This window comes from Kitasatospora sp. NPDC059599 (assembly GCF_042735125.1).
Lineage (GTDB): Bacteria > Actinomycetota > Actinomycetes > Streptomycetales > Streptomycetaceae > Kitasatospora.
The window spans coordinates 1-14,690 of the sequence record NZ_JBHWCL010000036.1 but is presented as its reverse complement, the minus strand read 5'-3'; the positions used below and the strand labels follow the sequence as shown (position 1 = coordinate 14,690).

At 71.8% G+C, this 14,690-nt stretch carries 11 protein-coding genes and 1 pseudogene; 6 read left to right on the top strand and 6 right to left on the bottom strand.

The window, feature by feature from the left end:
* Window positions 1–456 precede the first annotated feature (456 nt).
* A complete protein-coding gene (locus ACFV04_RS15430) occupies window positions 457–951 on the top strand; it encodes a universal stress protein (protein ID WP_380342543.1) in 495 nt (164 codons plus the stop codon).
* Between the two features lie 234 nt (window positions 952–1,185).
* Here ACFV04_RS15430 and ACFV04_RS15425 read toward each other — a convergent pair whose 3' ends face one another.
* The gene (locus ACFV04_RS15425) at window positions 1,186–2,121 is read right to left on the bottom strand and encodes a LysR family transcriptional regulator (protein WP_380529452.1); all 936 of its coding nucleotides are present in this window, start codon (window positions 2,119–2,121) and stop codon (window positions 1,186–1,188) included.
* Window positions 2,122–2,259: 138 nt separating this feature from the next.
* Between ACFV04_RS15425 and ACFV04_RS15420 the strand changes: the two genes are divergently transcribed.
* Window positions 2,260–3,078, top strand: a complete 819-nt coding sequence (locus tag ACFV04_RS15420; protein ID WP_380529420.1) for an inositol monophosphatase family protein — start codon at window positions 2,260–2,262, stop codon at window positions 3,076–3,078.
* Window positions 3,079–3,118: 40 nt separating this feature from the next.
* Window positions 3,119–3,715 (top strand): NADPH-dependent F420 reductase, encoded by a 597-nt coding sequence (locus tag ACFV04_RS15415; protein WP_380529418.1) that lies wholly within the window; start codon window positions 3,119–3,121, stop codon window positions 3,713–3,715.
* Window positions 3,716–4,018: 303 nt separating this feature from the next.
* Here ACFV04_RS15415 and ACFV04_RS15410 read toward each other — a convergent pair whose 3' ends face one another.
* Window positions 4,019–5,017 (bottom strand): NADP-dependent oxidoreductase, encoded by a 999-nt coding sequence (locus tag ACFV04_RS15410; protein WP_380529416.1) that lies wholly within the window; start codon window positions 5,015–5,017, stop codon window positions 4,019–4,021.
* A 122-nt stretch (window positions 5,018–5,139) separates the two neighbouring features.
* On the opposite strand from ACFV04_RS15410, the gene ACFV04_RS15405 reads away from it, so the two are divergent.
* Window positions 5,140–6,015 carry a LysR family transcriptional regulator gene (locus tag ACFV04_RS15405; protein ID WP_380529414.1) on the top strand — a complete coding sequence of 292 codons (876 nt, stop codon included), beginning with the start codon at window positions 5,140–5,142 and terminating at the stop codon, window positions 6,013–6,015.
* 284 nt (window positions 6,016–6,299) lie between these two features.
* Here ACFV04_RS15405 and ACFV04_RS15400 read toward each other — a convergent pair whose 3' ends face one another.
* Window positions 6,300–7,007: an SDR family NAD(P)-dependent oxidoreductase gene (locus tag ACFV04_RS15400; protein ID WP_380529412.1), complete on the bottom strand. Its 708-nt coding sequence runs from the start codon at window positions 7,005–7,007 to the stop codon at window positions 6,300–6,302.
* Between the two features lie 102 nt (window positions 7,008–7,109).
* On the opposite strand from ACFV04_RS15400, the gene ACFV04_RS15395 reads away from it, so the two are divergent.
* On the top strand, window positions 7,110–7,961 hold the full coding sequence (locus ACFV04_RS15395; protein WP_380529410.1) for a helix-turn-helix transcriptional regulator: 852 nt from the start codon (window positions 7,110–7,112) through the stop codon (window positions 7,959–7,961).
* Window positions 7,962–8,035: 74 nt separating this feature from the next.
* Here ACFV04_RS15395 and ACFV04_RS15390 read toward each other — a convergent pair.
* From ACFV04_RS15390 to ACFV04_RS15380, 3 genes and pseudogenes are all read right to left on the bottom strand, one after another.
* A pseudogene (locus ACFV04_RS15390) lies at window positions 8,036–8,463 on the bottom strand (peptide deformylase); the annotation flags it as partial.
* A gap of 175 nt (window positions 8,464–8,638) precedes the next feature.
* Window positions 8,639–11,218, bottom strand: coding sequence for an FHA domain-containing protein (locus ACFV04_RS15385; protein ID WP_380529408.1), 2,580 nt, complete (start codon window positions 11,216–11,218; stop codon window positions 8,639–8,641).
* A gap of 328 nt (window positions 11,219–11,546) precedes the next feature.
* On the bottom strand, window positions 11,547–12,218 hold the full coding sequence (locus tag ACFV04_RS15380; protein ID WP_380529406.1) for a TetR/AcrR family transcriptional regulator: 672 nt from the start codon (window positions 12,216–12,218) through the stop codon (window positions 11,547–11,549).
* Window positions 12,219–12,473: 255 nt separating this feature from the next.
* Here ACFV04_RS15380 and ACFV04_RS15375 point away from each other — a divergent pair, with 255 nt between their 5' ends.
* The gene (locus ACFV04_RS15375) at window positions 12,474–14,615 is read left to right on the top strand and encodes an MMPL family transporter (protein WP_380529404.1); all 2,142 of its coding nucleotides are present in this window, start codon (window positions 12,474–12,476) and stop codon (window positions 14,613–14,615) included.
* Window positions 14,616–14,690: the final 75 nt, after the last annotated feature.

The window sequence follows — 14,690 nt, the reverse complement described above, 5'->3', positions numbered from 1 at the left end:
CATCCGGTCCGCGCACCACGGTCCCACGTACCTGCTCGCCCAAGTCCCGGCCTACTGTGCCGGGTTGTCCGGCGCGACAGCCCTCGCCATCCTCTCCCGATACCCACTCCCATGGGCCGCCCCGGAACCGGTCTCGTCGTGGACGGGGTGGACGGCGGCGAAGGCGGCGGGGCTGTCGACCGGCACAGCGAGGACAGCGTCCTCGCTCACGGGCCGCGCACCGCCCGATCCCTCGTGGCTGCGGAATCGGCCGCCAGGGTACGTCGGGGCCCGCCGAACGGCCGGTCACCGGCGGTGTCCGACCGGACGCGGCTCATGGACTGCGATGGTGCCCGTGAACGGACAGGGGCAGGCTGGGAAGTGCACCCCGCGGCGGCCGGCCGATCGGACCCCGCCGCCGTACGGGTCGCGACGGCCGCGCGCAACTCCGTGCCACCGAATCCTTGGAGGTCACCCATGACCGATCCCGCTGCCCGCCACACGGTCAGCCCGATCGTGGTCGGCACCGACGGTTCCCCCCAGGCCCGGAATGCCGTCACCTTCGCGCTCCGCGAGGCCCGACTTCGCGCCACCGGTCTGCGGGCCGTCTGCGCGTACGAGTACGCCCCGACCCGGCGATCCGGCTTCGAATGGACGGTCTCCTCCGGCCCCGACAGCGGCCCCGTCCCCCAGCAGCGCGATCTCGTCACCCAGGCCGTGGCCGACTCCGTCAGGGAACTGCAGGAGCAGCTCGGCGCACCGTTCGTGGACGTGGAGATCGTCTGCGAACCCGGCCGCCCGGCGCAGGTCCTCCTCGAAGCCAGCACGGACGCCGGCCTGCTGGTGGTCGGCTCCCGGGGATCGGGTGCCTGGGGACGCCTCGCCCTCGGATCGACCAGTACCGAGGTCGTCCACCATGCCCGTCTCCCGGTCGTTGTCGTCCCGGCGGAACCCGGCACCGAACCTTCCTGAGCGCCGATGTCCGAAACGATCGACCCGGCCGTCGGGACAGGCTCGGACGGTCCCCGACGGCGCCCTGTGGGGCGGTCTTCAGGTCACGACGGACCACGGACGTCGACCACGTGCTCGTCGGACGGTGTCGATCGGCACCCCTGTCCACGCACCCCTCCGGGGGGCTCACGCCCCTACTCCACCGCCCGTACTCGGCCAGGCGGGCGTGTAAGCGATCGCGCGGTTCGGACACGCTCAGCCCCGAAAGCGGTCGGAGGACGCCGACGACGACGCCCCGCATACGGCCAGCGCGGTTCGTGCCAGGCCGCGCAGCCAGGTGTGGGCGTGGTCGGTGTCGTAGCGCTGATGCCACGACAGGTATACCGGCGCCGACGGCAGTTCGAGCGGGAGGGGGAGCACGACCAGGCCGAGGTCGGCGACTGCGGACCGCGTGGTGGCTTCGGGGACGGTGATCAGGAGATCGGAACCGCGTGCGAACTCCAGCGCGGCCGCTTCCGTGGGCGCGGTGGCCACCACGCGGCGGGTGAGGCCGAGCCGCGCGAGGGCGCCGTCGAGGGCGTTGCCGAGGTTTCCACGTCGCGAGGCGGTGACGTGCTCAGCGGTGGCGTACCGCTCTGCGGTGACGGTCCTGACACGGGTGAGGGGGTGCCCGTGCCTCACGACGATGACGAGGCGGGTCTCACCCACCTTCTCGGCACGGATGTCCGGTGCGCTCGGACGGTTGGCGTTGGCCTCCAGGTCGACCTCGCCGCGCCGCAACTCGGGGGTGTCGACGCTCGATTCCGCGACGAAGCGCAATCGCACGCCCGGCGCCTGTTCGCGCACGGCCGCGAGCAGTGCGGGGCCGCTCAGGGCGACCAGGGAATCGTGCCAGCGGAGTGTGAAGGTGCGCTCCAGCGTTGCCAGATCGAGTTCACGGCTCGGGGCCAGGACCTCCTGGACCTGGTGCAGTAGCGCGTGCACCTGTTCCCGGACGGCGATCGCATACGGCGTCGGGGTCATCGTGCGGCCGGTGCGCACCAGGATCTGATCCCCGGTCGTGCGCCGGATCCGGCCCAGACTCCGGCTCATCGCGGGGGCGGTGACATGCAGGCGCGCGGCCGCCCCGGCCACACTGCCCTCCTCCAGCAGCGCGTCGAGCGCGGCGAGCAGGTTCAAATCCAATTGCATGCGAGTAATCCTAGCCGTGCTTGACATGCACTTGAAGTTAATTACGGGGTTATCTAGCGTTGAGGCGAAAGCGCAAGAAGCAACGCACAGTTCGGCCCTCGATCGGCCTCACCCCCCTCCTCAGACGGGAGTTCCACCATGCCCGAAACGCTTCAGACCACTGACGTCACCGCCTTGGACGCCGACCTGCTCGCCCGGACCGCGGCCGCCGTACGCGAGGCCGGTTCGGCGCTGCGCGAGCGCTTCGGCGCGGTGGTCCGCTACCGGAACCGCGAGGAGCTGATGCGCGCGCTGGCCGCCAACGACGAGATGGCCCTCGACATCCTGCGCCCCCGCCTCACGAGCCTGCGCCCGGACGCCGGCTGGGTGGAGGACGAACTGGACGGCGGGGCGCTGCCGCCCGGCGAATGGTGGGTCGTGGATCCGGCCGAAGGCAACGTCAACCACCTGCACGCCCTGCCCGAATGGGCGGTGACCGCCACCCTCGTGCGCGACAACCAGCCGGTGCTCACCGTCGTCCACCTGCCGTTGACCGGCGAGACCTACACCGCGCTCACCGGCGCGGGCGCCCACCTCGACGGCCGGCCGCTGCACGTCTCCCCCACTGCGGACCTCGGCCTGAGCATCGTGGCCACCAGCCAGGCCCGCCCCGACGAGGACGAGAACGTCGTACGACGCGTCGGCTCCTCGATCACCGCGATGCTCTTCGACGCGCTGGTCGTCCGCACCGCCGTACCCGCGACCCTGCACCTGGTGAACGTGGCCGCCGGCCGGATCGACGCCTTCTGGCAGTTCGCCGGCGCCCGCGCGGACCTGCTGCCCGGCGCACTGCTCGTCACCGAGGCCGGCGGACGGATCTCCGACGCCCAGGGCCGCCCCTGGACCCCGCAGAGCGGAAGCTTCCTGGCTTCCGCGCCCGGTATCCACGCCGAAGCCGTCGCCACCCTCTCCCTCTGACCGCGCACCACAACCGCGCCCACAAAAGGACACCATCACCATGACCACGATCGCAGTACTCGGAAACGGCCGCGTCGGCGGCAACCTGGCCGCCGCCCTCACCCGCGCAGGGCACGAGGTGACCGTCGCGGACCGCACACCGGGCGCCGCCGCCGACGCCGCCCGCACGGCCCGGATCGTCATCAACGCCACCCCGGGCGCCGGCTCCCTGGAACGACTCGCCGCCCTGCGCGAGGAACTGCGCAGCAAGATCCTCGTCGACGTCTCCAACGCCACCACCGACGGACCGGACGGACTGCCCGCCGATCTGATCTACCCCGGCTCAAGCCTCGCCGAGCAACTCCAGGAGGCGCTCCCCGAAACCCACGTCGTCAAGACCCTCAACACCATGCTCTTCCCGGTGATGACCGCACCGGCCGCGCTCACCCAGACACCGACCGCGTTCCTCTCCGGTGAGGACCCGCAGGCCAAGCAGACCGTCCGCGGACTGCTCACCGACCTCGGCTGGCACAAGGAGTGGATCACTGACCTCGGCGGGATCCGGACTGCCCGCGCCACGGAGGCCGCGATCCTCTTCGTCCCGCACGTCATCCGATCCACCGGATTCACGCCCTTCGCGGTCTCGATCGCCCGCTGACTGTCGAGCTGTGCCGGCCGGACACTGCTCGTCGGCCAACGGTCCAGCCGGCTCGCTCCGGCTGGACCGGCCGGTATCCGCGTGCAGGTGCACACCGGTCTTTGCCGGATCGGGCGCTCCCCATTCACCTCCGAACGGATGGGTCGGGCACCGCCGCTCGTCCGGCGATCGGGCCGAGCACTCCCTGTCGGGGCATCGTCAAGGTCCAGATGGTGTCTTCGGTCGGAACCGCTTCCGGCGCGGGCACCTTCAGCGCGTCCAGGGCGTGGGCGCAGTGCGCCACCGCCTACTGGAGTTCGGCGATCACGGGACCACCGTCAGCACGATCTTGCCCTGGATGTGGCCCTGCGCGGCTCGCGTGTGTGCGCTGCCCGCCTCGGGCAGCGGGTAGGTGCTGTCCACCCCGACCTGCAGCTTGCCCTCGTCGAACAATCGCCCGATCTCGGCGAGCTGGGGGCCGTTGGAACGCACCTGAATGGTCGAGACCGTGATGCCCAGACGCGCCGTCTCTTCCGGATCGTACTGGGCGAAGAACACCGGAAGCATGGTGCCGCCGCGCTTGAGCACAGTCAGGAAGCGTGAGCTGTCCGGGCCACCGACGGCGTCGATCACCAGGTCGACACCGCTGACCACGTCCGCAGCCTGCGTCCTGGTGTAGTCGATGAACTCATCGGCGCCGAGCTTGCGCAGGAACTGCTCGTGCCGCCCGGAGGCCACCGCGATGACGCGTGCCCCCTTCCATTTCGCCAGCTGCACCGCGAAGTGACCCACTCCACCGGCAGCCCCGTTGACCAGCACGGTCATCCCTGGCGTGATCGGCACCGGCTGGTGCACTCGACCGGTGAAGACGGACGGCACGTCGTGGCCGAGATCCACCAGGTACTGCCAGGCCGTCAGCACGGCCATCGGCGCCCCGGCCGCCTGCACGTGGTCGATACCGGCCGGCTTGTGAGCCAGGTCCGAAGCCGGTGCGGCCACGTACTCGGCGTAGGTCCGGCCGTCGAATCCGGGGAACCTCAGCATGCCGAAGACCTCGTCACCGACGGCGAACCCCAACACGTCCGGAGCGACCGCCTGGACCACGCCCGACATGTCCGTTCCGGGGACCAGAGGGAACTCCAGGGCCGGCCTCATCTCGGCCGGCATGACCTTCATCCCCTCACGCAGGTACCAGTCCGGCGGGTTGATGCCCGCTGCGTGCACCCGGACGAGCACTTCGCCCGGGCCGATCTCGGGAACCGACACCTCGTCGTACTGCAAAACCTCGGGTCCGCCCGCTTCATGGAACCGGATCGCCTTCATCGCGTCTGTCGCCTTCCTGGGGAAACGTTGCTCCTTCAGTCAAGGCCCACCGCGGCGTCGCCGTCCAAGACCGATCCGGCAACCCGCTCATTCCGAAACGGCATGACGCGTACGCTGCAAGGGTGAACGATCTCGGACAGGACCTGGAACTGCGGCTGGTGCGCTACTTCACCGTGGTCGCGGCGCACCAGCACTTCGGCCGGGCCGCCGCCGACTTGCACGTGGCCCAGCCTGCGTTGAGCCGCCAGATCCAACGGCTCGAAAAATATCTCGGCACACGACTGCTGGACCGCGTACCCCAGGGCACCCGGCTCACTCCGGCAGGCCAGAGGTTCCTCCCCCGGGCCCAAGCCCTGCTGCAGGCCGCCCGACAGGCCGAACTGACCGTGCGTGAAGAAGCCGAGACCGAACGAATCACCATCGGCTACGTCGAAGACCTGGTGATCACTGCCGCCGTACGGGAACTGCGCCGCCGCTACCCGGACGCCGAGATCACCACCCGGCACCTGAGTTGCCGCGACCTAGGAGTTCTGTCCGACAAGCGCGTCGACGCCCTGATCGCGCGGGCCCCGCTGCCGCTCGCCGACGACGACGTCTTCACCACCCCTCTGTACGAGGAGCCGCGGATGCTCGTGGTCCCACGCGGCCATCCCTGGGCCGACCGCCCGTCGGTGACCGCGGAAGAACTGGCCGGCAAGGAGGCGGCGCCATGCCCGTTCGAGACCACGGACTGGACTTCCTACCGGATCCTCGGGGCCGGCCTGTCGCCGATCGAGAGCTACGAGGACAAGCTCGAACTCGTCGCGAGCGGCGGGGCGATCGCCGTGCTACCGGTCGGCGACCGGCGTAGCTCACTACGCCCCGACCTCGTCACCGTCCCGATCGAGGGCGCTCCTTCCAGCAAGGTCGTCCTGGTCAGCCGCAAGGGCGACCCGAATCCGATGATCAGGAATCTCCGACTGGTGGCCGGGGCCGTCCTGACCGCCCCGGCAGCCTGACCGGGCTCGCCTCTCCTACAGCGCGAGGGTCAGGAGGCGGGCATCCTGCGCAAGGACCTGGCCACCCGGTGCCGTGGACACCGTCACCGGAGCAGACCGTCGCCGAGACAATCGCGTCGGGTCGGGGGTTCGGCGGGCGGAGACCGGCGTCGGGGTATGGAGTTCCCCGACGAACCGCCGGGTGACGCTGCCGGATCGTCCCCTCGACCAGGATGGGCTGAGCACACGCTCCTGCAGGGCGAGGACGTGATCGTCGGCCGGGGCGGCCGTCGTGGGCGGGTCGGTTACCAGGGCAGCGGGCCCTCGGCGTCGGTGTAGGTGCCGGTGGGACCGTCCGGGGTGAGGCTGGCCATGCGGACGATGATCTCGGCACCCTGTTCGACGGTCTGGATGCCGGTGTTGCCGTTGAGGTCCGTCTTGGTGAAGCCGGGCTCGACGGCGTTGATGCGCATGTTCGGGAACGCCTTGGCGTACTGCACGGTGACCATGTTGACGGCGGCCTTGGAGGCCGGGTAGGCGACGCCGGGGTACACGTAGGTGGGGGTGTCGGCGGTGGTGACGCGGGTGAGCGAGGCCAGGCCGCTGCTGAGGTTGACGACGACGGGGGCGGCGGAGCGCTGCAGCAGCGGGAGGAACGCGTGGGTGACGCGTACCGTGCCGAAGACGTTGGTTTCGAACGTGCTCCGCATCAGGTCGGCGGTGATGTCCGCGGCCCCGATGATGCCGTTGTCCTCGGCCCGCTCCTCCACGCCGGCGTTGTTGACCAGCACGTCGAGGCCGCCGTCGGCCTCGACGGTCTTCGCCGCTGCGGCGACCGAGGCGTCGTCGGTGATGTCGATGACGACCAGCCGCGCGCCCAACTGCTCGGCGGCGCGACGCCCGCGCTCGGGGTCCCGGCTGCCGATGTACACGGTGTGGCCTGCGGCGATGAGTTGACGGGCGGTCTCGAAGCCGAGACCCTTGTTCGCTCCGGTGATCAGTGTTGTGGTCATGCCTCCACGATGCTGCGCGGCGATGCCGTCAGCCAGGCGTCCGGTCTTCCTGGGACTGCCAGTACCAGGCACCCGCGGGGTGGGGTGGTGCACAGTGGTGGCATGGCGACCACGGAGTTCGGGCAGACGGTGCGGCGCTGGCGTGACCGGGTCCCGCCGGAGGCGGCCGGCCTGCCGGTGGGCGGCCATCGGCGCGCGGCCGGACTGCGCCGGGAGGAGCTGGCGCTGCTGGCCGGGATCTCGGTCGACTACGTCACCCGCCTCGAACAGGGCCGGGCGACCAACCCGTCGGAGCAGGTCGTCGAGGCGCTGGGGCGGGCGCTGCGACTGAACGCGGAGGAGCGTGAGCACCTCTTCCGGGTCGCCGGGCTGGTAGCGCCGGGAATCGGCACGGTGCCCGGCTACATCACGCCCAGCGTGCAACGGATGCTGGACCGGCTGACCGGCACCCCCGTCGCGGTCTCCGACGCGGCGTGGACGCTGCTGCTGGCCAATCCGCTCTACACCGCGCTGATGGGTGAACGGCACGGCAAGGAGCGCAACGGGGCGTGGCGGAACTTCCTCGGCTCGGGCAGCCGGGTCCGCCACACGCCGGAGTCCCGGCGGGCGTTGGAGACCGCGGTCGTCTCCGACCTGCGGGCGACGGCGAGCCGCTACCCGGCGGATCTGCGGCTGCGCCGTCTGATCGCCGATCTGCGCGGCAACAGCGAGCGGTTCGCCAAGCTGTGGGACTCCGGCGCGGTGGGACACCAGGAGGCCTCGCGCAAGACCGTCGACCACCCGCAGGTGGGACCGCTGACGCTGGACTGCGACGTGCTCAGCGTCGCGGGCAGCGATCTGCGGATCATGGTCTACACGGCCGAACCCGGCACCGAGGACGCCGAACGGCTGGCGCTGCTCGCGGTGATCGGCACGCAGGCACTGGTGAAAGTCGCCGGCGAGGGCGTCGGGTGAAACCGCCGCAGCGGGTCGGCTCGGCTGTCGAGCTCGGCGGCGCGGCGAGTGCGGCGGGCGCGGCGGGCGCGGCGGGTGCGGCGGGCTCGGCGGGCGAAGAGGGCCTCGCGGCGTTCGGCGGTCCGGCGGAGCGCGTCCTTGCGATCGCGTTTGGCCGGCCGGTCCATGTCGAGCTGCCCTTCGAGGTGGTCGGTCTCGTACTGCAGGCAGCGGGCGAAGCGGCCAGTCCCGCGCCTTCGGCGACATGCATGGTGCGGAACATGTCGTCGACCAGCCGGGACAGGTCAGGGCTGCCGAACTCGGCGCCGGTCACCTCGCGGCAGCGCCGCTGCAGGATCTCCTCGCCGACCTCGGTGATCCGCCGCACCGACCAGCGCCGCACCGACCAGCGCCGCGCCTCCGGCGGCAGCGCCGGGTAGGAGTCGACCGGCTCGCCCTGGACGCGGACGCGGCGGTTCACCGTGCTGCGGGAGGTGTGCCAGCTCAGGGGCGTCTCGGACATGAAGAAGATCTGCGGAACGACGCCGGGGTGCTTCCGCACTGTGCGGTGCGCGAGGAGCTGCTCGAACTGCTCGCCGGGGGCGGCACGCTCACCTCCGCCGACCATCCGCTGACTGCCCCACCACCACACCCGACGGACGCAGTGCCCGGATCGGGCCGGCTGACGAGCGGGTCGGTCAGCCGGCCTTCCGGGCCCGGCGCATGACCGCCGGCTCGGTCCGCCGCAGGAGCCAGTAGACCACCAGGCCGTAGGCCAGGCTGAGCACCAGCAGCATTCCGGTGCTCAGCAGCCAGGCCCCCGCGCTGTGCCGGAACAGCGGATCGGCCGCCAGGTTGTTGCCGGGCGAGATGGCGTGCAGATCGACGGTGGCGGCCATCGCCGCCATCGCCCAGCGGGACGGCACCAGCCAGGAGAGCTGTTCGAGTCCCGGCACCCCGTACAGGCGCAGCTGGGTGCCGGTGAAGACGACCTGCACGATGGCCAGCAGCACCAGCAGCGGCATGGTGGCCTCTTCCTTGCCGACCAGCGCCGAGACCAGCAGTCCCAGCATCATTCCGGCGAAGGCGAGCAGCGCCATCACGATGACGATCTCGGCGAGCGGCGGCAGGAAGACCCCGCTGCCGCCCTCGGGTCTGAGTCGCACTCCCGCCAACGCGACCATGGTGAGCACCACGGCCTGAACCACCGTGACCGTGCCGAGCACCACCACCTTCGAGCAGAGGTACGCCGATCGGGAGAGCCCGACGGCGCGCTCCCGCCGGTAGATCACCCGCTCCTTGACCAGCTCGCGGACCGCGTTGGCGGCACCGGTGAGCACCCCGCCGACGCAGAGGATCAGCAGCGCACTGAACACACTGCTGTCGGTGAGCTTGCCGCCGGCCAACGCCCGGGCCAACACGCCCATCACGAACGGCAGCGCGATCATGATCACCACGAAGGTGCGGTCGGCGGCCAGTGCGGCGGTGTAGCGGCGCACCAGGGTGCCCAACTGGCGGTCCCAGCGCTGCGGCTGAGGGGGCGGCTTGGCCGGTACGGGCCCGGCACGGCGTCGCGCGGGCCGCGGGGACCTCAGGCTGCGCTGCCCGGACGGTGCAGCGGGCACACTGCTCCGCTCGGCCGCCCCCGGTGGCGGCACCCCGTCCGTCTCGGCCGGCCCCGACGGCGGCACCACGTCCGTCTCGGCCGCCCCCGACGGCGGCACCACGTCCGTCTCGGCCGCCCCCGACGGCGGCACCACGTCCGTCTCGCCCGGCCCCGACGGCGCGACCGGGGCTCGGGGCCGTTCCATGGGGTCGATGTACCGGCGGTACGCGGGCGAAGCCCGGTACTCGCCCATCCAGTCGCGGTCCTCCTGGGTCTCGAAGTTCTCGAACGCTTGCGGCCACTGCGAGCACCCGAAGTACTCCAGAGCGTCGCCGGGCGGTCCGTAGTACGCGGTGCGACCGCCCGGGGCGAGCATCAGCAGACGGTCACAGAGATCGAGGCTCAGCACGCTGTGCGTCACCACGACGACGGTGCGACCGTCGTCCGCCAGGTCCCGGAGCATCTGCATCACCGAGCGGTCCATCCCCGGGTCCAGGCCGGAGGTCGGCTCGTCGAGGAAGAGCAGCGACGGTTTGGTGAGCAGTTCCAGTGCCACACTGACCCGCTTGCGCTGGCCGCCGGAGAGGCTGGCGACCACCAGGTCGGCCCGCTTCTCCAGGCCCAGTTCGGCGATCACCTCGTCGACCCGGGCGTTCCGCTCGGCCGCCCCGGTGTCGCCGGGGAAGCGCAGTTCGGCGGCGTAGCCGAGCGCGCGCCGGACGGTCAGCTGAGTGTGCAGGATGTCGTCCTGCGGCACCAAGCCGATCCGGTGGCGCAGTTCGGCGTAGTCGCGGTAGAGGTCGCGACCGTCGTAACGCACCGTGCCACCGTCGGCGGGCCGCAGCCCGGTGAGCGCGTTCAGCAGGGTCGACTTGCCCGAGCCGCTCGGACCGGTGACCGCCAGCAGGCAGTCCTGGCCGACCGGGAAGCTGATCCCGTCGAGCAGCCGGCCGTCGCCGACCGTGACCACCAGGTCGGCCACGTCGAGGGTGATGTCGCCGGTGTCGACGAACTCCTGGAGTTCGCCGTCGACCAGGCAGAACTCCGAGTGGCCGATGCCCAGCAGGTCTCCCGGGCCGATCACGGCCTCCACCACCGGTTGACCGTTGAGGTAGGTGCCGTTGTGGCTGTGCAGATCGGTGATCGCGTACCGGCCGTCGGCGGTGGTGTGCAGTTCGGCGTGGTGGCGGGAAACGTCGAGGTCGGCCAGGACCAGGTCGTTGTCGGGTGCGCGGCCGATCCGCAGGGTGTGGGCGATCAGCGGATGGATGCTGGTGGGCGGCCGGTACGAGCCGGTGATCGCAGTCAGCGCAGTGGGACGCGGGACGGCGGACTGCTGTGGGGGTGCCACGGTGAGCTCCACCTCCGGGCCGTCGCCGGGGCTGCCGAACCGGATGACACTGTCGGCGCCGAGGTCACCGAGATCGAGGCGCGAGATCCGGCGGCCTCCGGACCAGGTGCCGTTGTCGCTGTCCAGATCGTCCAGCATCCAGTGTCCGTCGCCGAGGTGCAGCACTGCGTGGTGCCATGACACCCGGGGGTCACTGAGCGGGATCTCGCTGACCGGGTCGCGGCCGACGTGGTACGAGCGGCTCGGGGTGAGCACCCGCGAGTCGCCGGCAGTCGTCAGTACCAGGTCCGGCGCAATGGGTGCGACCTGTCGCTCTCCCATGTATTCGACCATAGCCCCTCCGGCCCGCGGAGGGCTTCCGCTGGTCGAGGGGCCCGTCGGGCACCGGGCAGGCACCGCCCCGGTCGGGCCGGCACCACCGTCGCGGGTACCGCACGGGCCGGCCGTCCGGGCACGGCACCTCCGGGCCGGGATCAGCCGTGCGCTCCGAGCCGAGGGGCACCGGGTCGGCGGGCCGGCCGGGATTCATGTCAGTTCGTTGCGCGCCGGCCGGTCCGGACCGGCCGGCACGTCGGCGAGGCGCGGGAGTTGCGGATGGTGCCGTCCTCACCGCCCGTGCCATGGCCGTCCGCCGTGCGGGCCCTGAGCACTACCGGTCCGCGGCCGGCGACAGGCCTGCGGTGCGCGCGGCGACGCCCGCCTGGACTGCGAAGAGGCGGTCCCGGGCGTGCTGGTCGAGCGTGTGGAAGTGGCCGTGCGCTTCGAGGGTGACGAAGCCGTGCACGGTGGCCCAGGCCAGCATCAGGGCCTCCGCCGCGTCCGGCACCAGCGGGCTGCCGAGCCGGCCGCGTTCGGCCGTGTCGGCGACGAGTTCGGCCATGTGCTCCATCGCCCGCCGGCCGGCCACCACGGTCGGTCCGTCCGGTGGGGCCGCGTACCCGGGCACGGGGGAGCCGAAGATGAGGGCGAAGCGCTCCGGATTCCGCTGCGCCCAGGTGCGGTAGGCAATGCAGGTGGCCACGAAGCGTCCGTCCAGGTCGTCCGGCGGCACGGTCTCGCGGGTCGCCGTCAACGCGTCCGACAGGCTGTCGTACGAGTCGGCGACGAGGGCGGTGAGCAGCTCGTCCCGGTCGGCGAAGTAGCGGTACAGCGCGGGCGGGGTCATCCCCATGGTGCGGGCGATGTCGGTGAAGCGGAGGTTCGCGGCGCCGCGCTCGACGATCAGGCTCAGGGCCGCCCGCTTGATCTCCTCCACCGTGTCGGCGCGCAGCCGCTCACGGCGGCTCCGCCCTCCGCTCCCGTCGGCCGACCCACCCGTCATCGCATCTCCATCCGCTCACTGCGCCAGTCACCGCGTTGACAATCCGTACCCGTCGAGGGAAACGTTACGCCTCGTAAGGCGCGTTATGAAGCGTAACGCTTTACCTGGGGGCGGAGCCCCTGACGACGCACGGAGGACCACATGTCCCAGGGACTGCGCGGGGATCGGCGGACAGCCGCCGGGGAGAGCGGGTCACACAGGCCCGGCCCGCTCGGCCGAATAGCCGGTTGGAGCTTCCGGAACCGGGGCCGCACGGTGCTGCTCTGGCTGCTCGCCGCCGGCGCGGCCTTCGGCCTCGCGGCCGGCCTCGGCGCCAAGTACAGCGCCGACTACACCGCGCCCGGCTCGGACTCCAAGCAGGCCCAGCAGCTGCTGACGCGGGACTTTCCCGGGCTGGGCGGTGAATCGATCAGCCTGGTGCTGACCTCCGACGGCGGCGTGACCGACGCCGCCACCCGCGACCGGGTCAAGGACCTGCTCGCCCGGATGGCCGAGGTGCCGCACGTCAGCGGCATCGACGACCCGTACGGCCCGCGCGGCAAGGTGTCGGCCGACGGCCGCACCGCCCTCGGGCAGATCCACCTGGACGTCGCCGTCGCCCCCGACATGCCCAAGGCGGACACCCAGCGACTGCTCGACCTCGCCCGCCCCGTCGACGGCGGCCTGCGCGTCCACCTCGGCGGCATGGCGGTCCAGCAGGCCGAGCAGGGCGCGATCGGCTCGGAGGGCATCGGCATCGCGGCCGCCGCCGTGATCCTGGTGATCACCTTCGGCTCGGTCGTGGCCGCCGGCCTGCCGATGCTCACCGCGCTCGGCGGGCTCGCGGTCAGCAGCGCCCTGCTGCCGGTCCTCGCCGCGATCATGCCGGTCCCGGACTGGTCGACCTCGCTCGCCGCGATGCTGGGCATCGGCGTCGGCATCGACTACGCGCTGCTGCTGGTCACCCGGTTCCGCGAGTGGCGCGCCGAGGGGCTCGAACCCGAGGCCGCCACGGTGGCCGCGCTGGACACCGCGGGCCGCGCGGTCGTGGTCGCCGGAATGACCGTGGTGGTCAGCATGCTCGGGCTGTTCGCGATGGGCCTGTCGTTCATGCGCGGCGCCGCGGTCTCGGCGATCCTCTCCGTGTTCGTCGTGATCGCCGCGTCCGCCACCCTGTTCCCCGCCCTGCTCGGCTACCTCGGCCGACACATCGAGCGACTCCGGCTGCCCCTGCCCCAGCGCCGCGCCGCCCGGGGCGAGAGCTCGGTGGGCGCCGGCTGGCTGCGCTGGAGCAGGCTCGTCGAGCGTCACCGCGTCCTCGGTGCCGTCACCGGGGTCGTCGTCCTGCTGGCGCTCGCGGCGCCGTTCCTGGGCGTGCGCTTCGGCTTCCCCGACGCGGGCAACGACCCCGCCGGGCGCTCCAACCGGCTGGCGTACGACGCGGTAGCCGCCGGCTTCGGACCGGGCAGCAACGGACCGCTGGTCCTGGTCGCCGAGTTGGCGCCGGGCACCCCCGCCGACGCGACGGCCTCGCTGCCCACCGTGCTGAAGGCGGTGCCCGGCGTCACGGCGGTGACCCCTCCGGTGCCCGGCTCCGACGGCCGTTCGCTGCTGCTCACCGTCGTCCCGGACAGCGGTCCGCAGTCCAGCGAAACCAAGACCCTGGTCCGCGACCTCCGTGATCACGTCATCCCGGGTGCGGTCGGCCCCGGCGTCCGGGTGCACGTCGGCGGGGCGACCGCCAGCGCGATCGACAGCACCGACAACATCGCCCGCCGCATCCCGCTGCTCGTCGGCGGCGTGGTCACGGTGTCGATGCTCCTGCTCCTGGTGGCCTTCCGCAGCCTCGCCGTCGCCCTCAAGGCCGCTGTGATGAACCTGCTCTCCGTCGGCGCCGCGTACGGCGTGGTTGCCCTCGTCCTCGAAGGCGGCACCGCCGGCCGGTTGGTCGGCATCGACAGCCCCACCCCGCTGCCGGCCTTCGTGCCGGTGCTGACCTTCGCCGTCCTGTTCGGCCTCTCGATGGACTACGAGGTCTTCCTGGTGAGTCGGATGCGTGAGGCCTGGCTCCGCAGCAACGACAACGCGGAGTCCATCGTCAGCGGACTGGCGGGCACCGCGCGGGTGATCACCGCGGCGGCGGCCATCATGGTCGCCGTGTTCGCGGCCTTCGTCCCGGCGCCCGACCTGCCGATCAAGGTCATCGGCATCGGCATGGGGTCGGCCATCCTGATCGACGCCACGCTGGTCCGGCTTCTGCTGGTACCGGCCGTGATGCACCTGCTCGGCCGCGGCAACTGGTGGCTGCCCGCCTGGCTGGACCGCCGTCTGCCCCACCTCCACGTCGAAGGGCACACCGAGCTCTACCAGCCGGTGCCCGCTCCCGAGGCACCCCGCTCCCCGGCGGTGGTCGGCTAGTGGCACCAGCGGACCGCGGGCGTCGTGGGGGCGCCCCCGGGCCCCTGATCCCCCACAGCCTGGGCGGTGCGGTTC